We start from the raw sequence: 19,294 nt of genomic DNA, 5'->3' as shown, positions 1-19,294 counted from the left end.
GGGGTGTTCCGATCACTGCGCGGGGTCGCGGCTCTCCCAGCGGATCGCATCGATCGCCGCCAGCAGCTCCGGCGAGAGCTTCGTGTCCCAGGCGTCCAGGCACTCGTCGAGCTGGGCCAGCGTGGTCACACCGATGATGGTGCTGGCCACGCGCCGGTTGGTGTAGCAGAAGGCCAGCGCGAGCTGCGAGGGCGTGAGGCCGTGTTCGCGCGCCAGCGCGTTGTAGCGGCGCGCGGTGTCCAGCGCTTCGGGCCGGCCCCAGCGCTGCTTGCGCATCGATTCGTAGATCGCCATGCGGCCCGCGTTGCCCACCAGGCCGGTCTCGTCGTACTTGCCGCTCAGCAGGCCAAAGCCCAGCGGCGAATACGCCAGCAGCGACACATCCAGCCGGTGGCAGGTTTCGTCGAGCCCGTTCTCGTAACTGCGGTTGATCAGGCAGTACGGGTTCTGCACGGTGGCCACGCGCGGCAGGCCGTGCTGCTCGGCCAGGCGCACGAACTCGTGCACGCCATAGGGGGTCTCGTTGGACAGGCCGATGGCCTTGACCTTGCCGGCCTTCACCAGCTCGGCCAGGGCTTCGAGCTGTTCGAGCACGGAGGGCGCGGGCTTGTCCTTGGCCGGGTCGAAGTAGATCGCGCCAAAGGCCGGCACGTTGCGCGCGGGCCAGTGGATCTGGTAGAGGTCGATCACCTCGGTCTGCAGGCGGCGCAGGCTGGCTTCGCAGGCTTCGATGATGCCGGCCTTGCTCACCTCGGGGCGCAGCCAGGGCATGCCGCGCGCCGGCCCGGCCACCTTGGTGGCCAGCACCAGCTTGTCGCGCGCGCCCGGCCGCTTGGCGAACCAGTTGCCCAGGATGGTTTCGGTGGAGCCGCTGGTGTCGGCGCGCGCCGGCACCGAGTACATCTCGGCCGCGTCGAGGAAGCTGATCTCACGCTCCAGCGCGCGATCCAGGATGCGGTGCGCGGTGGCTTCGTCCACCTGCTCGCCAAACGTCATGGTGCCCAGGCAGATCGGGGGCACGCGCAGCGCGCTGGTGCCCAGTGGTACGTTCTTCATGCAAGTATTTGTAAATAGGAACTGAAGGAGGTTTCGGCTGAAACCCGTAGGGGTATAAGTTTAGGGTGCCTTGCACGTCTCAATCGACCTTCAACCAAGCAGTGGAGAAAAACCATGTCCAACTTCAACATCCATCTGACCCGAGGCCTGACGGTCACCACACTGGCCGCGGCGCTTGCCCTGGCCGGTTGCGCCAACATGAGTGAAACGCAAAGCGGCACCGCCAAAGGCGCCGGCATCGGTGCTGTCGCGGGCGCCCTGCTCGGCGCGGCCACGGGCGGCTCCAAGGGCGCGGCCACGGGCGCCGTGCTCGGTGCCGGCGCGGGCGCGGTGGGTGGCTATGTCTGGTCCAACAAGATGCAGGAGCAGAAGAAGCAGATGGAGGCCGCCACGGCAGGCACCGGCATCGGCGTGAGCCAGACCAGCGACAACCGCCTCAAGCTCGACGTGCCGGCCGACGCCGGTTTCGCCACCGGCCGTTCGACCGTGAGCCCCACGCTGCAGAACGTGCTCAGCCAGTTCGCCGGCACGCTCAACGCCAACCCGGTGACCGCCGTGGCCATCGTGGGCCACACCGACAGCACCGGCAGCGACGCCGTGAACAACCCGCTGTCCTTCGACCGCGCCAACGCCACGCGCGACTACCTCGTGGCGCGCGGCGTCGCGGCCAGCCGCATCGCCACCGACGGCCGAGGCTCGCACCAACCGGTCGCGGACAACAGCACGGCCCAGGGCCGCGCCGCCAACCGCCGCGTAGAGATCTACGTGGCCGAACCCGCACAAACCGCAGCGCGCTAAGTCGGAGCGAGGCAGCCCCAACCAGTGACACCGAGGATCCGGCTCCGCCGGTCCCAGGTGTCGCCCCCCCTTTCAGGGGGGTCGCGCGCAGCGCGGCGGGGGATGCCTCACAGCCTCGCCATCACGTGGCGTGCGACCGTGTAGTCCTCCAGCGCGTACATCGACATGTCCTTGCCATAGCCGCTGGCCTTCATGCCACCGTGCGGCATCTCGTTGGCCAGCATGAAGTGGGTGTTGATCCAGGTGCAGCCGTACTGCAGCTTGCGCGCCACGCGCAGCGCGCGCGACACGTCCTGCGTCCACACCGATGAAGCCAGGCCGTACTCCGAATCGTTGGCCCAGGTCACGGCCTCCTCGGGGTCGGTGAAGCGCGTCACCGACACCACCGGCCCGAACACCTCGCGGCGCACGATCTCGTCGTCCTGCCGCGCCCCCGCGATCACCGTGGGTTCGTAGAAGAAACCGCTGCCCGAGCGCATCTTGCCGCCGGCGGTGACTTCCATGTGGCCCAGCATCTGCGCGCGCTCCACGAAGCTCGCCACACGGTCGCGCTGGCGGTCGGTGATCAGCGGGCCCAGCTCCACGCCCGCCTCGTCCTGCGTGCCCATCTGGATGGTCTTGACCGCGCTGCTGAGGTCGGCCACCAGCCGGTCGTACACCTTGGCGCCCGCGTAGAGCCGGCAGGCCGCCGTGCAGTCCTGCCCCGCGTTGTAGTAACCGAAGGTGCGGATGCCCTCCACCACCGCGTCGATGTCGGCGTCGTCGAACACCAGCACCGGCGCCTTGCCGCCCAGCTCCAGGTGCGTGCGCTTGAGCGTGCCGGTGGCGGCCTGCAGGATCTTGCGGCCGGTGGACACATCGCCGGTGAGCGAGACCATGCGCACCAGCGGGTGCTCCACCAGCGGCTGGCCCACGCTGGGGCCGCGGCCGCAGACCACGTTGAACACCCCCTTGGGCAGGATCTCGGCCACCACGCGCGCGAGCATCAGCGTGGTCAGCGGCGTCTGCTCGCTGGGCTTGAGCACCACGGTGTTGCCGGCCGCCAGCGCGGGCGCGCATTTCCAGGCGGCCATCATCAGCGGGTAGTTCCAGGGCGCGATCGAGCCGACCACGCCGATGGGGTCGCGCCGAATCATGCTGGTGTGGCCCGGCAGGTACTCGCCGGCCACCGAGCCCGTCATGCAGCGCGCCGCGCCCGCGAAGAAGCGGAAGCAGTCGACGATGGCAGGAATCTCGTCCTCCAGCGCGCGCGCATAGGGCTTGCCGCAGTTGAGCGACTCCAGCCGCGCGAACTGCTCGGCGCGCTGCTCGATCGCATCGGCCACCTTGAGCAACAGGCGCGAGCGCTCCATGGGCGTGGTCTCGCTCCAGCTGTCGAACGCGCGGCTGGCCCCCAGCACCGCCCTGTGGATCTGCTCGTACGAGGCCTCGGGCACCTGCGCGATCACGTCGCCCGTGGCCGGGTTCAGCACGCGCTCGCGCTCGCCCTCGCCGGCCACGAACTGGCCGTCGATGAACAGCTCGGTCGATATCGGGACTTGGAAATCGGGGGTCTTGCCCATGGTGGTCTCCGTCGGGGTGGAAGGGGTTCGGGCTCAGCGCCCGTTGGGTTGTTCGTCGGCGCGCGTGAGGACATACGCGGCCAGGATGGGGATGAAGGTGAGCGCGATGATGACCACCGCCACCACGTTGGTGACCGGCCGCTGGCGCGGGCGGATCAGCTCCTGCAGCATCCAGATCGGCAGCGTGGTCTGCTGCCCGGCGGTGAAGGTGGTGACGATGACCTCGTCGAAGCTCAGCGCGAACGCCAGCAGGCCACCGGCCAGCAGGGCCGAGCCGAGCTGCGGCAGGATCACGTAGCGGATCGTCTGGAAGCTGTCCGCGCCCAGGTCCATCGAGGCCTCGATCAGCGAAGGGCTGGTGCGCCGCAGCCGCGCCACCGCGTTGTTGTAGACCACCACCACGCAGAAGGTGGCGTGACCGACCACGATGGTCCAGAAGCTGAACGGGATCTCCATCGTGTGGTACGCGGTGCGCAGCGCGATGCCGGTGATGATGCCGGGCAGCGCGATCGGCAGGATCAGCAGCAGCGAGATCGCGTCGCGGCCGAAGAAGCGCGTGCGCGCCAGGCCGGCCGCCGCCAGCGTGCCCAGCACCATGGCCAGCGCGGTGGCGATCAGCGCGACGCGGAACGACAGGCCGATGGCGGCCCACACGTCCTCTCGCGCCCAGGCCGCGGCGAACCATTGCGTGGTGAGGCCCGGCGGCGGGAACACGTAGCTTTTGTCCTCGGCGCTGAAGGCGTAGAGGATGATGAGCGCGAGCGGGATGTGCAGGAACAGCACGCCGGCCCAGGTCGCGGCCTTCAGGCCCCAGCCGGCGCGGGACGGGTCAGAGCGCATCGAAAGCCCCCAGGCGTTTGGCGATCCACAGGTAGACGCCGATGACCACGATGGGCACCAGCGAGAACGCGGCGGCGAAGGGCACGTTGCCCGCCACGCCCTGCTGGCGGTACACCACCTGGCCGATGAACAGCGTGGAGTCGCCGATCACCTGCGGAATGATGTAGTCGCCCAATGTGAGCGAGAAGGTGAAGATGGAACCGGCCGCGATGCCCGGCATGGCGAGCGGAAAGATCACCTTCCAGAAGGTGGTGCCGCCGCGCGCGCCGAGGTCGCTGGAGGCTTCGAGCAGCGAGCCCGGGATGCGCTCGATGGCGGCCTGGATCGGCAGGATCATGAAAGGCAGCCACATGTAGACGAAGACGATGAAGGTGCCCAGGCGCGAGAACGAGAGCGAGTTGCCGCCGATGCCGGGTGTGGACAGCACGAGATCGAGCAGCCAGGTCATGTGCACCTCGGCCAGCACCCAGGAGATCGCGCCCTCCTTGGCCAGCAGCAGCTTCCAGGCGTAGAGCCGCACCAGGTAGCTGGACCACAGCGGCAGCATCACCGCGATGTAGAGCAGCGCCTTCTGCGGGCCGCGCGCATACCGCGCCATGTAGTAGGCGATGGGAAAGGCGATGAGCCCGCAGGCCAGCGTGACGCTGACCGCCATGGCGACGGTGCGCATCACCACGTCCACGTTGGCGGGGTCGGTCATCTCGCGGAAGTTCTGCAGCGTGAAGCGCGTGCGGTCCACCACGCCGGAGAACTCGTCGAGCGCGAAGAAGCTGTTGGCCAGCAGCGCGAACAGCGAGCCCAGGTAGATCACGCCGAACCACAGCAGCGGCGGCCCGAGCAATGCGGCCATCAGCAGGCCACGGCGGGTGTAGAGCAGGTCCGAAAGCCGGCGCAGCGCGCCGCCACGCGGCACCCGCGGCGGGAAGGCGGACAGGGCCAGGCTCATGGCGCCGCACCTGGCTGCAGCGGGTGCACCGCATCGGCCTGCCAGTGCAGGTGCACCGTGTCGCCCGGCGTGGGCAGCTCGGGGTGCAGCTCGGGGTTGAGGTCCACCGAGATGGCCTCGCCGCCCCAGTCCACCCGCACGCGCGAGAACGAGCCGAAGTACTGCGCGTCGATCACCGCGCCGCTCAGGCGCGCCTGCGGCGAGGGGCCCAGGCGGATGCGCTCGGGCCGAAGCATGACGCTGTCCACCCCCGCGATCTCGCGCGCCCGCGCGCCGTCGAACACATTGGCCGCGCCCACGAACTCGGCCACGAAGCGCGTGGCCGGGCGGTTGTAGATGGCCTGCGGCGCGCCGACCTGCTCCAGCCGGCCGTTGCTGAACACGCCGATGCGGTCGCTCATGGACAGCGCCTCGTGCTGGTCGTGCGTGATGAAGAGGAAGGTGATGCCCAGCTGCCGCTGCAGGGCTTTCAGCTCGGTCTGCATCTGCTCGCGCAGCTTGAGGTCGAGCGCCCCCAGCGGCTCGTCGAGCAGCAGCACCTGTGGCTGGTTGATCAGCGCGCGCGCCAGCGCCACGCGCTGGCGCTGGCCACCCGAGAGCTGGCCCGGGCGGCGCTCGCCCACGCCCGAGAGCCGCACCAGGTCCAGCATCTGCTCGGCACGCGCGTGCCGCGCCGACTTGTCAACGCCCTGCACCATCAGGCCGTAGGCCACGTTGTCGCGGATGTTCATGTGCGGGAACAGCGCGTAGTCCTGGAACACCGTGTTCACCGGCCGCGCGTACGGCGGCAGGTGCGACACGTCCTGCCCGCCGATGAGGATGCGGCCCGAGGTCGGCAGCGTGAAGCCGCCGATCATGCGCAGGCAGGTCGTCTTGCCCGAGCCCGAGGGCCCGAGCAAGGTGAAGAACTCCCCGCCTTCGATGGTGAGGTCCACGCGGTCGACCGCGCGCACGGCCTGCGCGCCGCTGCCGAACACGCAGGAAACCGATTCAAGGGTGACGGCAGTGGTCATGCAACAAGGTCAGAAGAAACAGCACGAGAGAAGAGGCGCTTCATCCAGAGATGCCGAGGAACCGGCTTTGCCGGGCCTCAGGCATCGCCCCCTCGAGGGGGTGGCGCGAAGCGCCGCGGGGGTGTGCCGCGTCAGCGGCCTCCCAATACCGCGATGTAGTCCGACACCCACTTGTGGTACGGCACGCAGTTGTTGTTCTGCGTCGTGCACTTGCTCGTGGGCGTCTTCCAGAACGAGATCTTGTCGAAGCTGTTGTAGCCCTGGTTGGCACAGCCCTGGTCGCCCAGCAGCTTGTTGCCCTTGCAGGCCGCCGGCACCGAGGGCACCGAGCCGAACCAGGCCGAGAGGTCGCCCTGCAGCTTGGTGTTGAGCGAGTGCTCCATCCACATATAGGCGCAGTTGGGGTGCTTGGCGTCGGCGTGCAGCATGGTGGTGTCGGCCCAGCCCGTCGCGCCTTCGACCGGCACCACGGTGGCGACCGGGCGGTTCTTGCTCTTGAGGATGTTGGCCATGAACTGCCAGCTGCTGGAAGCCACCACGCCTTCGTTGGTGAAGTCGTCGATCTGCACGAAGGCGTCGTGCCAGTACTTGCCCACCAGCTTGCGCTGGCCGCGCAGCAGGTCCAGCGCGGCCTTGTACTGCGCCTCGTTGAGTTCGTAGGGGTCCTTGATGCCCAGGGCCGGGTTCTTCTTCATCAGGTAGAGCGCGGCGTCGGCGATGTAGATCGGGCCGTCGAAGGCCTGCACGCGACCCTTGTTGCTCTTGCCATCGGGCAGCGTGGTTTCCTCGAACACCACGTTCCAGCTGGTGGGCGGCTTGTCCTTGAAGACGGTGGTGTTGTACATGAGCACGTTCCAGCCCCACTGGTAGGGCGTGCCGTAGTGCGTGTTGTTCACGTAGTGCCAGGGCGCCTTCTGCAGGCGCGGGTCCACGGTCTTGTAGCTGGGGATCAGGTCCACGTTGACGGGCTGCACGCGCTTGCCGGCGATGAGGCGCATGGAGGCGTCGCCCGAGGCGGTGACGAGGTCGAAGCCGCCTTCGTTCATGAGCGCGACCATTTCGTCGGAGGTGCCGGCGGTCTTCACGTTGACCTTGCAACTGGTCTTTTTCTCGAAGTCGGTGACCCAGTCGAAGTTCTTGTCGGTCTGGCCGCGTTCGATGTAGCCCGCCCAGGCCACGATGTCGACCTGGCCTTCGCCTTTGCCCAGTTTCTTGAGGGCCGATTGCGCCTGCGCGGCGGGGGCCAGGGTGGCCAGGGTGAGGGCCGTCGTCAGCAGACCCGCGACGGTGCGGGCGAGGGGGCGTTGTGCGAGTTTCATGGATCGATCACCTATGGGTTGATAGCGGTTTCAGAAACGCAGCCCACCGCCCGGCGGGCCGACTGCAGCGCATCGTAGGAAGGCCGGCCCGGCTTTCAAAATTCAATATTGCTGCGGTAAGCTATCTCGAAAATAGAGAGCAAGGGTTTACCCATATCTTTTTTGCACCGCAACAGGGCAGCAGTTCTGGCGTGGTGCGCACCAGCATGAACCGGCACATCACGCTCAAGCAGTTCCGCTACTTCCTGGCGGTGGCCGAATCGGACTCCGTGGCCGCGGCCTCGCGCATGCTGAACATCGCGCAGTCGGCGATCACCAAGAGCGTGCTGGAGCTGGAGGATGGTCTGGGCCTGGTGTTGTTCGAGCGCAGCCCCAAGGGCATGCGGCTGACGCCGGAGGGGCACCGGTTTCTGGTGAAGGCGCGGCGGGTGATCGGTGCGGTGGCGGATGCCACGCGGGGTGTGCACCAGGGGGCGACGCCGTTGGCCGGTTCACTCACGATCGGGGTGACGAGTCTGGTGGCGGGGTACTACCTGTCGGAGGTGTTCGCGCGGTTCCGGCGCACGTGTCCGGGGGTGGATCTGCAGGTGGTGGAGGACGCGCCGCCGTTTCTGGAGCACCTGTTGATCAATGGCGAACTGGACATCGCGATCATGGTGAGCAATGCGCTGGGTGAGCCGCAGGCTTTGGTGGCGGAGACGCTGACGCGGTCACCGAACCGGGTGTGGATGGCGGCGGACCATCCGCTGGCGTCGCAGGCGGAGGTGGGGTTGGCGGAGTGTGCGCAGCACGATCTGGTGGTGTTGCAGGCGGACCGGATCGAGTTGTTGATGCGCAGTGTGTGGGCGCGCCATCAGCTGAAGCCGCGCACGGTGTTGCGCACGTCCTCTTTGGAAGCGGTGCGTTCTTTGGTGGGGGTGGGGGCGGGGTTGGCGGTGCTGCCGGATTTCCTGTACCGGCCTTGGACGCTGGATGCGGAGCACGTGGAGGTGCGGACTTTGCGCGATGCCGTTCCTACCGTCGATGTGGGGCTGGTGTGGCGCCGAGGGTCCCAGCCTCGGGCGGAGGTGCTGGAGTTCATCGAGGTGGCCCGGGGTCAGTCTCGGTCTCGGCGGCCTGTGGCCTAGTTTTTTCTTGCCTGGGGTTTCTGGCCTGGACCTCGCGCTGCCGGATGGCGTGGTCCGCGTTCTCCGGCGCTGCTCGCGGACGGCTGCCCGGGTTCGCCACCGTTACCTCGTCAACTCCACCCCCTCACTCAGGCTCTGTGGCAACCGCGAATGGGCGCCTGCGCCCGCGAACCCCACCATCCGTCGAGAGGAAGGTGGGTGAAGGGAAAGAAATTCAAATGAAACTTGAATTCAACCACTTGAATGCCAACCATGCCACTGGGTCGATGGTGCGGGTGGCCGGGCGCAGGCGCCCATTCGCGGTTGCCACAGAGGTCGCGCGCCTGCCCGGTGTTGACGAAGCGGTGTGGGCGTGCCCGGGCAGCCGTCCGCGAGCAGCGCCGGAGAACGGCCACCCGCACCAGCGGCCCCGCGCCAAAGCAGGCTAGAGAGACGAACGCGCCCGCTCCTCCTCCAGCAACCGCAAAACCCGCCGCTGCACCTTCCCCGTGGTCGTCATGGGCAAAGCATCGATGAACTCGATCTCCTTGGGGTACTCGTAGGGCGCCAACATCCCCTTCACATGCAGCTGAAGCGCCTTCACCAGCGCATCGTCCCCGGCGCACCCCGGGGCCAGCACCACAAAAGCCTTCACCAACGCCCCCCGCTCGGCATCCGGTTTCGGCACCACCGCCGCATTCGCCACCGAAGCGTGCTTCACCAGACAGTTCTCGATCTCGCTCGGCCCGATGCGGTACCCCGCCGCCTTGAACACATCGTCCGCCCGCCCCTGGTACCAGAGATAACCCTCGGCATCGCGCGTCGCCAGATCGCCCGTGCGGCACCAGCTGTCCGCCGGATCGCCCGTGTACTTCGCGCGCGTCGCCCCCTCGTTCTTCCAATACCCCAGAAAAAACACCGGATCCGGATCGCCATGCCCATCCAGCCGGTGCACCGCCACATCCCCCGGCACCCCCACCGGGCATTCCCGGCCCTCATCGTCCAGCACCGCCACCCGGTGCCCGGGGTAAGCCTTGCCCATGCTGCCCGGCTTCGCCGGCCACAACGGCGCGCAATTGCCCACGATGTAATTGATCTCGGTCTGGCCGAACATCTCGTTCACCGTCACGCCCAGCTGATCGCGACACCACGCGAACACCGCGTCCCCCACCGCCTCGCCCGCGCTCATCAGCGCCTGCAGCTTCAACCGGTAGCGCGGCCGCACCACCGGCACCGCCTTCATCATCGCCTTCAGCGCCGTGGGAAACAGGAAACTGTGCGTCACCCCATGCCGCTGCATCAGCTCGAACGCGAGCTCGGGGGAGAAGCGGCCGTTGTGGCCCACGATGGGCCGGCCGAAGTACAGCGTGGGCAACAGCGCGTCCATCAGGCCACCGGTCCAGGCCCAGTCGGCCGGCGACCAGAACACCGCTTTCGATGCCACCGAGGCATCGAACGGATCGAAGCCAAACCAGTTCTGGCTGCACACGAAACCGCTCAGGTTGCCGATCAGCGCGCGGTGCGGAATCAAGGCGCCCTTGGGGTTGCCCGTGGTGCCGCTGGTGTAGATCAGCACCGCGGCCTCGTCGGCGTAAGTGTTCACGGGCACGAAGTCCGTGGGCTCCTGCGCCAGCAGCTCGCTCCAGTCCAGGTCGGCGCGCATGCCCTCGGGCGTGCCGTCGCCATCGAGCCCGATCACCGCGCGCAGCAAGGGGCAGCGCTCGCGCACGCCCAGCAGCGCGGGCAGCGAAGGCTGGTCGCAGATCGCCACAACGGCCTCGCTGTCGTGCAGGCGGTACTCCAGCGCGTCGGGGCCGAACAGCTGCGACAGCGGCATGCCCACCGCGCCCAGCTGCAGCACCGCCATGTAGGCCACGGCGGTCTCGAAGCGCTGCGGCAGCACGATGGCCACGCGGTCGCCGCGCTGCACGCCCAGCGCGGCCAGGGCGTTGGACAGGCGGTTGGCCTGGTCCATGAGTTCGGCATATCGGTGGTGGCGCGGCTCGCGGCCCGGCGCGCTGGCGATCACCGCCGTGCGCAAGGCGGTGGCGGGCCGCTCGGCCCAGCGCCGCATGCAGACCTCGGCGATGTTGAAATGCGTCGGCACCTGCCAGGCAAAGCGCCGGTGCAGGGGGTCGTAGAGGTCCCTTGGGGGCGTGGGGGACTTGTCTCTGGCTTGACTCGATCGCATGGCCGGTCTCCGTCTCGTTCTCTATGATCGATCGAATGTACCAAGCCCGGAAACCTTCCCGCACCGAGTTCGTCCCGGTGCGCCACCTGAACTACCACGTGCGCCAATGGGGCCAGCCCGATGCCACGCAGGCCCCGCTGGTGCTCGTGCACGGCTGGATGGACGTGTCCGCCTCCTGGCAGTTCGTGGTGGACGCGATGCGCGGCGATCGCTGGATCATCGCGCCCGACTGGCGCGGCTTCGGCCTCTCCAAGGCGGACGGCCCCGCGCCCGACAACTACTGGTTCCCCGACTACCTCGCCGACCTCGACATCCTGCTCGACCACTACGCCGGCGAGCGCGCGGTGGACCTCGTGGGCCACAGCATGGGCGGCAACGTGGCCATGATCTACAGCGGCGTGCGGCCCCAGCGCATCCGCCGCCTCGTCAACCTCGAAGGCTTCGGCATGCCCGAGACGCGGCCCGCGCAGGCGCCGGGGCGTTATGCGCAGTGGATCGACGAGGTCAAGGCCCTGCACCGGGGCGAGAACGGCCTCAAGGCCTACGGCTCGGTCGACGGCGTGGCGCAGCGCCTCATGAAGACCAACCCGCGCCTGCCGCGCGACAAGGCCGACTGGCTGGCGCGCCAATGGGCCGCGCCGAACGCCGAGGGCGGCTGGGAGATCCTGGGTGACGCGGCCCACAAGGTGGTCGGCGCGAACCTGTACCGGCTCGACGAGGCGCTGGAGCTGTACCGCCGCATCAGCGCGCCCGTGCTCTCGGTGACCGCCAGCGACGACAGCCTGGGCCTGTGGTGGAAGGGCGCCTTCACCCTGGCCCAGTACCACGAGCGCATCCAGGCCGTGCCCCGGCTGCGCAGCGCCGAGGTGCCCGACGCCGGGCACATGATGCACCACGACCAGCCCGAAGCACTGGCCGGCCTGATCGAGGATTTCCTCCAGGCCCCAGGCTGATGTACGGATTGTTGCAGTCGCAACGCGGGTGGCGTGCATACTTGTGACCTATGGTTTTCAGCTTGCCCACGACCCCAACCCGCCCCGCTCTTTCACGCCCCCTGGCCACCTTCGCCCTGCTGGCGGCGCTGTCCTCGCCGGCCCTGGCCATCGACTGGACGCTGTGCCCCGGCATCAACGATCCCGTGGCCGAAGGTGCGACCGAACCCCGCTACGAGGGCTTTTTCTCGCCCTACACGCACCACTGGTCGCACGATCCGGAGCACAAGCCGGTGTTCGCCTTCAGCCTGAGCCGCCTGCTGCCCAACGACCGCACCTGCGGCATCAGCCTGTTCCGCAACTCCTTCGGCCAGCCCTCGGCCTACGCCTTCGTGGGCAAGGCCTGGCCCGGCCTGCTGCCCAGCCAGCCCAAGGTGTATGTGTCGGTGACGGCCGGCATCCTGTACGGCTACGTGGGCCAGTACAAGGACAAGGTCCCCATGAACGTGGGCGGGTTTTCGCCCGCCATCATCCCGGCGGTGGGCTACCAGCTCTCGCCCCGGTCCGCCCTCGAAGTCCAGATCCTGGGCACCGCGGCGTTCATGGTGGGCGCGAAGTGGCGCTTCTGACATCGGCCACCGCCTGCGGCCCGGGGCCGGCCCGTGAGAAAATCGCCGTCTTTGTACACAGACAGCAGGAAACAGTCCCATGGAAGCCGAACGCAGCAACGCCATCCGAAGCCAGCTCGAAGACCTGACCACCCGAGTGGTCGAGCTCCGGAGGTATCTTTGACTACGATGCCAAGGCATCGAAGCTGAAGGAAGTCGAGTCCGCGCTCGAAGACCCGACGGTCTGGAACGACCCCAAGCGCGCCCAGGACCTGGGCCGCGAGAAAAAATCCCTGGAAGACGTGGTGTTGGTGCTGGACCGCCTCACCGGCGAACTGGCCGACAACACCGAGCTGTTCGAGATGTCGAGCGAGGACGGCGACACCGCCGGCCTGGTCACCATCGAAGGCGAAGCCGCCAAGGTGGCGGCCGAGGTGGAGAAGCTCGAATTCCGCCGCATGTTCAACAACCCGGCCGATCCGCTGAACTGTTTCGTCGACATCCAGGCCGGCGCCGGCGGCACCGAGGCCTGCGACTGGGCCAGCATGCTGCTGCGCCAGTACCTGCGCTACGCCGAGCGCAAGGGCTTCAAGACCACCATCGAGGACGAGACCGAGGGCGACACCGCCGGCATCAAGAGCGCGACCATCAAGGTGGAGGGCGAGTACGCCTTCGGCCTGCTGCGCACCGAGACCGGCGTGCACCGCCTGGTGCGCAAGAGCCCGTTCGACTCCTCGGGCGGGCGCCACACCTCGTTCGCGTCCATCTTCGTCTACCCCGAGGTGGACGACTCGATCGAGATCGACATCAACCCGGCCGACGTGCGCACCGACACCTTCCGCGCCTCGGGCGCGGGCGGCCAGCACATCAACAAGACCGACTCGGCCGTGCGCCTCACGCACATCCCCACCGGCATCGTGGTGCAGTGCCAGGACGGCCGCAGCCAGCACAGCAACCGCGACGTGGCGTGGAAGCGCCTGCGCTCGCGCCTGTACGACCACGAACTGCGCAAGCGGCAGGAAGAGCAACAGAAGCTCGAAGACACCAAGACCGACGTGGGCTGGGGCCACCAGATCCGCTCGTACGTGCTGGACAACAGCCGCATCAAGGACCTGCGCACCAACGTCGAGATTTCCGCCACGCAGAAGGTGCTGGACGGCGACCTCGACCCCTTCATCGAAGCATCACTCAAACAGGGAGTTTGATCCATGAGCTCATTGCGTGAAGGCCCCACCACCGTGGTGCGCCGCGAGGACTACGCCGCCCCGGCCTACTGGATCGACACCGTCGATCTCGGCTTCGACCTGGACCCGGCCAAGACCCGCGTGCTCAACAAGATGCGCCTGCGCCGCAACCCGGACGTGCCGGCGCAGGCCTTGCGCCTGGACGGGGAAGACCTCAGCGTCGCGCGCGTGCTGGTCAACGGCGCGGGCTGCTCCTTCAAGATCGAAGGCACCCAGCTCGTGCTGGAGAGCCTGCCCGAAGGCCACGAACCCTTCGACCTGGAGATCTTCACGATCTGCGTGCCCGAGAAGAACACGCAGCTCATGGGCCTGTACGTGAGCCAGGGCACCTTCTTCACGCAATGCGAGGCCGAGGGCTTCCGCCGCATCACCTACTTCCTGGACCGCCCGGACGTGATGGCCAGCTACACCGTCACCTTGCGCGCCGACAAGGCGAAGTACCCGGTGCTGCTGTCCAACGGCAACCTGGTGGAAGAAGGCGCCCTGCCCGATGGCCGCCACTTCGCGAAGTGGGTCGATCCGCACAAGAAGCCGTGTTACCTGTTCGCCCTCGTCGCCGGCCAGCTGGTGGCGCGCGAGCAGCGCATCACCTCGCGCAGCGGTGGCAAGCACCTGCTGCAGGTCTATGTGCGTCCGGGCGACATGGACAAGACCGAGCACGCGATGAACTCGCTGATCGCCAGCGTGGCCTGGGACGAGGCCCGCTTCGGCCTGCCGCTCGACCTCGAGCGTTTCATGATCGTCGCCACCAGCGACTTCAACATGGGCGCGATGGAGAACAAAGGCCTCAACATCTTCAACACCAAGTACGTGCTGGCCAACGCCGCCACGGCCACCGACACCGATTTCGCCAACATCGAATCGGTGGTGGGCCACGAGTACTTCCACAACTGGACCGGCAACCGCGTCACCTGCCGCGACTGGTTCCAGCTCAGCCTCAAGGAAGGCCTCACCGTCTTCCGCGACCAGGAATTCAGCATGGACCTGTGCGCCGAGCCCTCGGCGCGCGCGGTCAAGCGCATCGAGGACGTGCGCGTGCTGCGCACCGCGCAATTCCCCGAGGACGCCGGCCCCATGGCCCACCCGGTGCGGCCCGACAGCTACGCCGAGATCAACAACTTCTACACCGTCACCGTCTACGAAAAAGGCGCCGAGGTGGTGCGCATGATGCAGACCCTGGTCGGCCGCGAAGGCTTCGCCAGGGGCATGAAGCTGTACTTCGAGCGGCACGACGGCCAGGCCGTCACCTGCGACGACTTCGCCCAGGCCATCGCCGACGCCAACCCCGAGAGCGACCTGCACCGCCTGCTGCCGCAGTTCAAGCGCTGGTACAGCCAGGCCGGCACGCCACACGTGCGCGCCGAAGGCGTGTACGACGCCGCCGCGCGCAGCTACACGCTCACGCTGTCGCAAAGCTGCATGCCCACGCCGGGCCAGGCCGCCAAGGAGCCGTTCGTGATCCCGGTCTCGCTCGGCCTGCTCAGCCCCGAAGGCCAGCAGTTGCCGCTGCAACTGGCGCACTGGACGCAGCCCGAGACCGGCAGCCGCACCTTCGTGCTCACCCAGGCCAGCGAGACCTTCACCTTCGTGAACCTCGACAGCGCGCCCGTGCCCTCGCTGCTGCGCGGCTTCTCGGCGCCTGTGGTGCTGGAATGCCACTACACCGACGCGCAGCTGCTCACCCTGCTCGCGGCCGACCCCGACCCGTTCAACCGCTGGGAAGCCGGCCAGCGCCTGGCCCTGCGCCGCGCGCTCATGGCCATCCTGGCCGAAGGCCCCGCCCCCGATGCGCCGCTGGACGGCGCCTTCCTCGGCGCCATGCGCGATGTGCTGCGCCACCAGCACCTGGACGCCGCCTTCAAGGAACTGGTGCTCACGCTGCCGAGCGAAACCTACATCGCCGAACAACTGGCCGAGGTGGACCCGCAGCGCGTGCACGCGGTGCGCGAAGCCATGCGCGAACAGCTCGCCACCGCCCTGCAGGACGACTGGGCCTGGGCCTTCGAGCACCACAAGGACAACGGCGCCTACCACCCCGACCCGGTGAGCACCGGCCGCCGCGCGCTCGCGGGCCTGTCGCTCACCATGTTGTGCCTGGCCGCGCGCCACCAAGGCGACGCCGTCTGGCCGGGCAAGGCCTACCAGCACTTCAAGGACGCCGGCAACATGACCGACCGCTTCAACGCGCTGTCGGCCCTGGTGGTGAGCGAACACGCGCTCGCCCGCGACGCGCTGGCCCGCTTCCACGCCCTGTTCCGCGACGAGGCCCTGGTGCTCGACAAGTGGTTCGCCCTGCAGGCCGGTGCGCCCGACCGCGCGGGCAACGTGCTGCCGGCGGTGCGCAAGCTCATGGCGCACCCGGACTTCAACCTCAAGAACCCCAACCGCGCGCGCAGCGTGATCTTCAGCTACTGCAGCGCCAACCCGGGCGCCTTCCACCGCGCCGACGCGGCGGGCTACCTGTTCTGGAGCGAGCGCGTGGTCGAACTCGACGCCTTCAACCCGCAGGTCGCCGCCCGCCTGGCGCGCGCGCTCGACCGCTGGAAAAAACTCGCCGAGCCCTACCGCGGCGCGGCGCGCGAAGCCATCGCCCGCGTGGCCGCCAAGCCCGACCTGAGCAACGACGTGCGCGAGGTCGTCACCCGCGCCCTCGCCGACTGAAACGGAAAACCGACATGACCCAACGCATTTCCCTCACCCGCTACCTCGTCGAACAACAGCGTGTCGACGGCCTGATTCCCTCCCAGCTGCGCCTGCTGCTCGAAGTGGTGGCGCGCGCCTGCAAGAGCATCAGCCAGGCCGTGAACAAGGGCGACCTCGGCGGCGTGCTCGGCGCGGCGACCACCGAGAACGTGCAAGGCGAGGTCCAGAAGAAGCTGGACATCATCGCCAACGAGGTGCTGATCGAGGCCAACGAATGGGGCGGCCACCTCGCGGCCATGGCCAGCGAGGAAATGGACAGCATCTACGTGGTGCCCAACCGCTACCCGCAGGGCGAGTACCTGCTGCTGTTCGATCCCCTGGACGGCTCCAGCAACATCGACGTGAACGTCAGCATCGGCACCATCTTCAGCGTGCTCAGGAAGCCCGACGGCAGCGCCGGCGTGAGCGAGCAGGACTTCCTGCAGAGCGGCGCCCACCAGGTGGCCGCCGGCTACTGCGTGTACGGCCCGCAGACCACGCTGGTGCTCACCGTGGGCGACGGCGTGGCCATGTTCACCCTCGACCGCGAGCAGGGCTCCTTCGTGCTGACCCAGGAAAACGTGAAGATCCCGGCCGACACCAAGGAATTCGCGATCAACATGAGCAACATGCGCCACTGGGACGCCCCGGTGAAGCGCTACGTGGACGAATGCCTGGCCGGCCAGGAGGGCCCGCGCGGCAAGGACTTCAACATGCGCTGGATCGCCAGCATGGTGGCCGACGTGCACCGCATCCTCACGCGCGGCGGCATCTTCATGTACCCCTGGGACAAGCGCGAACCGAACAAGCCCGGCAAGCTGCGCCTGATGTACGAGGCCAACCCCATGAGCTGGCTGATCGAACAGGCCGGTGGCGCCGCCACCAACGGCCGCGAGCGCATCCTGGACATCGTGCCCGGCAAGCTGCATGAGCGCGTCAGCGTGATCCTGGGCTCGAAGAACGAGGTCGAGCGCGTCACCGCCTACCACCGGGAGGCCTGATCCACATCGGGCTATAATCTTAGGCGTTGCCGGTGTAGCTCAGTCGGTAGAGCAGCTCATTCGTAATGAGAAGGTCGGGTGTTCGATTCATCTCTCCGGCACCAACAAACGCTGAAAGCCCGCCATGAAATCCATGGCGGGCTTTTTCTTTGGGGCGGCGCGGCCGTGCGTGCGCCCGTCGGAGTCGACCTAGAATCCGCCCACGCCCTGTGGCAACAGGCCGAACAACCCGACTTGGAGACAGCATGGAACACAGCAATCTGAAGAAGTGGTCTGCCGAATTTCTGGGGACCTTCTGGCTGACCTTGGGCGGCTGCGGCAGCGCGGTGCTGGCGGCGGCCTTTCCGCAGCTCGGCATCGGCTTCACCGGCGTCTCGCTGGCTTTCGGCCTCACGGTGCTGACCGGCGCCTACGCCTTCGGGCCCATCTCCGGCGGCCACTTCAATCCGGCGGTCTCGGTGGGCCTGGCGCTCGGGGGCCGCTTCCGCGCGGCCGAGCTGCCCGGTTATGTGATCGCCCAGGTGCTGGGCGCCGTGGTGGCGGCCGGCGTGTTGTACCTCATCGCCACGGGCAAGCCGGGCGCCAGTGTGGGCGGCTTCGCCACCAACGGCTATGGCCAGCATTCGCCCGGCGGCTACGGCCTCACGGCGGCGCTGATCACCGAGGTCGTGCTCACCGCCGTGTTCCTGCTCGTCATCCTCGGCGCCACCGCGAAACGCGCGGCCGCCGGCTTCGGCGGCTTGGCCATCGGCCTGTGCCTGACCTTGATCCACCTGATCTCGATTCCGGTGACCAACACCTCGGTCAACCCGGCGCGCAGCACCGGCCCGGCGCTGTTCGGCCCGGCCATCGCACTGGACCAGCTCTGGCTGTTCTGGGTCGCGCCGATCGTGGGCGCCGCGCTGGGCGCGCTGATCTGGCGCTCGCTGCTGGCCACCGGCGACGACTGAGCCGGCCGGCCGGGCGGCCTCACTCCACGCGGATGTTGTTGGCCTTGGCGATCTTGCCCCACTTGTCGTATTCGGCGCGCGAGACCTTGGCGAACGCCTCCACCGAGGTGCCCATGGCCACGAGCCCCAGGCCTTCGAGCTTCTTCTGCACATCGGGCGTGTGCAGGATCTTCACGAGCTCGGTGTTGAGGCGGCCGATGATGTCCTTGGGCGTGCCCGCGGGCACGTAGAAGCCCTGCCAGCCATCGCCGTCGTAGCCCGGCAGGACCTCGCTCACGGCGGGCACCTCGGGCAAAGCCGAACTCCGCTTGGGGCTGGTGACAGCCAGCGCGCGCACCTTGCCCGAGCGCACCAGCGGCACGGCCGTAGTGGCCGGCTCGAACGCCAGCGGCACCTGGCCCGCCATCACGTCGGGCAGCGGGCTGCCCTTGTAGGGGATGTGGACCATGCTCACCTGCGCCATGTTGTTCATCATCTCCATCACCACGTGCGGGCCCGAGCCCACGCCCAGCGAGCCGTACTCCACGCCACCGGGTTTCGCCTTGGCCTGGGCCAGCAGATCCTGCAGGGTCTTGAAGGGCTGGTTGGGGCCGGTGATGAGCACATAGGGCACCAGCGCCACCTGGGTCACGGGGGCGAAGTCGCGGAAGGTGTCGTAGGGCAGCTTGGCGTAGACGTTGGGGTTGATGCCCATGATGGAGTTGACCGTCATGAACAGGGTGTAGCCATCGGCCGGGCTCTTGGACGCCACGTCGGCGCCGATGATGCCGGCCGCGCCCGCGCGGTTGTCGATGACGACGGGTTGCCCCAGCGCGCGGGACAGCGGCTCGCTCAGGATGCGGGCCACGACGTCGGGCGAGACGCCGGCGGCGAAGGGCACGACCACGCGGATCGGCTTCTCGGGCCACTTGCCCTGGGCGTGCAGCCGAGGGGCGACGCCGATCAGGGCGGCGGCGCCGAGGCCGGAGAGGATATGGCGGCGGTTCGGGCCTGCGGGGAGTTGGGGGCTCATGGGCGTTTCCTGGTTCGGGGGCATGGGGCGGCAG

The 19,294-nt window shown here is 68.1% G+C and carries 16 protein-coding genes and 1 tRNA gene; 9 read left to right on the top strand and 8 right to left on the bottom strand.

All coding sequences use genetic code 11. From position 1 onward, the window contains the following. Nucleotides 1–12: 12 nt before the first annotated feature. Entirely contained in the window at nt 13–1,056 is a 1,044-nt protein-coding gene (locus AC1Q9M_RS08345) for an aldo/keto reductase (protein ID WP_444688250.1), read from the bottom strand. A 114-nt stretch (nt 1,057–1,170) separates the two neighbouring features. Between AC1Q9M_RS08345 and AC1Q9M_RS08340 the strand changes: the two genes are divergently transcribed. After that, nucleotides 1,171–1,854 (top strand): YiaD family glycine zipper/OmpA-like lipoprotein, encoded by a 684-nt coding sequence (locus AC1Q9M_RS08340; protein WP_382323626.1) that lies wholly within the window; start codon nt 1,171–1,173, stop codon nt 1,852–1,854. A gap of 107 nt (nt 1,855–1,961) precedes the next feature. Here AC1Q9M_RS08340 and AC1Q9M_RS08335 read toward each other — a convergent pair whose 3' ends face one another. The 5 genes from AC1Q9M_RS08335 to AC1Q9M_RS08315 form a co-directional block, all read right to left on the bottom strand. Continuing rightward, nucleotides 1,962–3,416: a gamma-aminobutyraldehyde dehydrogenase gene (locus AC1Q9M_RS08335; protein ID WP_492433269.1), complete on the bottom strand. Its 1,455-nt coding sequence runs from the start codon at nt 3,414–3,416 to the stop codon at nt 1,962–1,964. Nucleotides 3,417–3,449: 33 nt separating this feature from the next. Beyond that, nucleotides 3,450–4,256 (bottom strand): ABC transporter permease, encoded by an 807-nt coding sequence (locus tag AC1Q9M_RS08330; protein ID WP_382323625.1) that lies wholly within the window; start codon nt 4,254–4,256, stop codon nt 3,450–3,452. Continuing rightward, nucleotides 4,246–5,202 carry an ABC transporter permease gene (locus tag AC1Q9M_RS08325; protein ID WP_444688252.1) on the bottom strand — a complete coding sequence of 319 codons (957 nt, stop codon included), beginning with the start codon at nt 5,200–5,202 and terminating at the stop codon, nt 4,246–4,248. Before AC1Q9M_RS08325 ends, AC1Q9M_RS08330 begins: the two co-directional genes overlap by 11 nt. Then, nucleotides 5,199–6,215: an ABC transporter ATP-binding protein gene (locus tag AC1Q9M_RS08320; protein ID WP_444688253.1), complete on the bottom strand. Its 1,017-nt coding sequence runs from the start codon at nt 6,213–6,215 to the stop codon at nt 5,199–5,201. The genes AC1Q9M_RS08325 and AC1Q9M_RS08320 overlap by 4 nt, the downstream gene beginning before the upstream one ends. A gap of 131 nt (nt 6,216–6,346) precedes the next feature. After that, the gene (locus AC1Q9M_RS08315) at nt 6,347–7,534 is read right to left on the bottom strand and encodes an ABC transporter substrate-binding protein (RefSeq protein WP_444688254.1); all 1,188 of its coding nucleotides are present in this window, start codon (nt 7,532–7,534) and stop codon (nt 6,347–6,349) included. A 206-nt stretch (nt 7,535–7,740) separates the two neighbouring features. Here AC1Q9M_RS08315 and AC1Q9M_RS08310 point away from each other — a divergent pair, with 206 nt between their 5' ends. Next, nucleotides 7,741–8,661, top strand: coding sequence for a LysR substrate-binding domain-containing protein (locus AC1Q9M_RS08310; RefSeq protein ID WP_492433266.1), 921 nt, complete (start codon nt 7,741–7,743; stop codon nt 8,659–8,661). Nucleotides 8,662–9,085: 424 nt separating this feature from the next. On the opposite strand, the gene AC1Q9M_RS08305 is transcribed toward AC1Q9M_RS08310, so the two are convergent. Beyond that, nucleotides 9,086–10,831, bottom strand: a complete 1,746-nt coding sequence (locus AC1Q9M_RS08305) for an acetate--CoA ligase (RefSeq protein ID WP_492433264.1) — start codon at nt 10,829–10,831, stop codon at nt 9,086–9,088. 35 nt (nt 10,832–10,866) lie between these two features. Between AC1Q9M_RS08305 and AC1Q9M_RS08300 the strand changes: the two genes are divergently transcribed. From AC1Q9M_RS08300 to aqpZ, 7 genes are all read left to right on the top strand, one after another. After that, nucleotides 10,867–11,784: an alpha/beta fold hydrolase gene (locus AC1Q9M_RS08300; protein ID WP_382160311.1), complete on the top strand. Its 918-nt coding sequence runs from the start codon at nt 10,867–10,869 to the stop codon at nt 11,782–11,784. Nucleotides 11,785–11,846: 62 nt separating this feature from the next. After that, nucleotides 11,847–12,392 (top strand): hypothetical protein, encoded by a 546-nt coding sequence (locus AC1Q9M_RS08295; protein ID WP_382160314.1) that lies wholly within the window; start codon nt 11,847–11,849, stop codon nt 12,390–12,392. A gap of 79 nt (nt 12,393–12,471) precedes the next feature. Continuing rightward, a protein-coding gene (prfB, locus tag AC1Q9M_RS08290) for a peptide chain release factor 2 (RefSeq protein ID WP_382160317.1) occupies nt 12,472–13,576 on the top strand; the annotation gives its coding sequence in 2 pieces (ribosomal slippage) (nt 12,472–12,552 and nt 12,554–13,576; 1,104 coding nt in all). 3 nt (nt 13,577–13,579) lie between these two features. Next, nucleotides 13,580–16,276 carry an aminopeptidase N gene (pepN, locus tag AC1Q9M_RS08285; RefSeq protein WP_492433261.1) on the top strand — a complete coding sequence of 899 codons (2,697 nt, stop codon included), beginning with the start codon at nt 13,580–13,582 and terminating at the stop codon, nt 16,274–16,276. Between the two features lie 14 nt (nt 16,277–16,290). After that, complete coding sequence (locus AC1Q9M_RS08280) at nt 16,291–17,298, top strand: class 1 fructose-bisphosphatase (protein ID WP_382323617.1); 1,008 nt, start codon at nt 16,291–16,293, stop codon at nt 17,296–17,298. Between the two features lie 28 nt (nt 17,299–17,326). Further along, nucleotides 17,327–17,402: transfer RNA gene (locus AC1Q9M_RS08275), tRNA-Thr, on the top strand. A gap of 141 nt (nt 17,403–17,543) precedes the next feature. Next, the gene (gene aqpZ, locus AC1Q9M_RS08270; protein WP_382160325.1) at nt 17,544–18,248 is read left to right on the top strand and encodes an aquaporin Z; all 705 of its coding nucleotides are present in this window, start codon (nt 17,544–17,546) and stop codon (nt 18,246–18,248) included. A 19-nt stretch (nt 18,249–18,267) separates the two neighbouring features. On the opposite strand, the gene AC1Q9M_RS08265 is transcribed toward aqpZ, so the two are convergent. Then, nucleotides 18,268–19,260, bottom strand: coding sequence for a Bug family tripartite tricarboxylate transporter substrate binding protein (locus tag AC1Q9M_RS08265; protein ID WP_382160327.1), 993 nt, complete (start codon nt 19,258–19,260; stop codon nt 18,268–18,270). Between the last annotated feature and the right edge of the window lie 34 nt (nt 19,261–19,294).

It is taken from the genome of Hydrogenophaga sp. GW823-FHT04C09, assembly GCF_058796355.1.
This window is presented reverse-complemented; position numbering and strand designations above follow the sequence as displayed.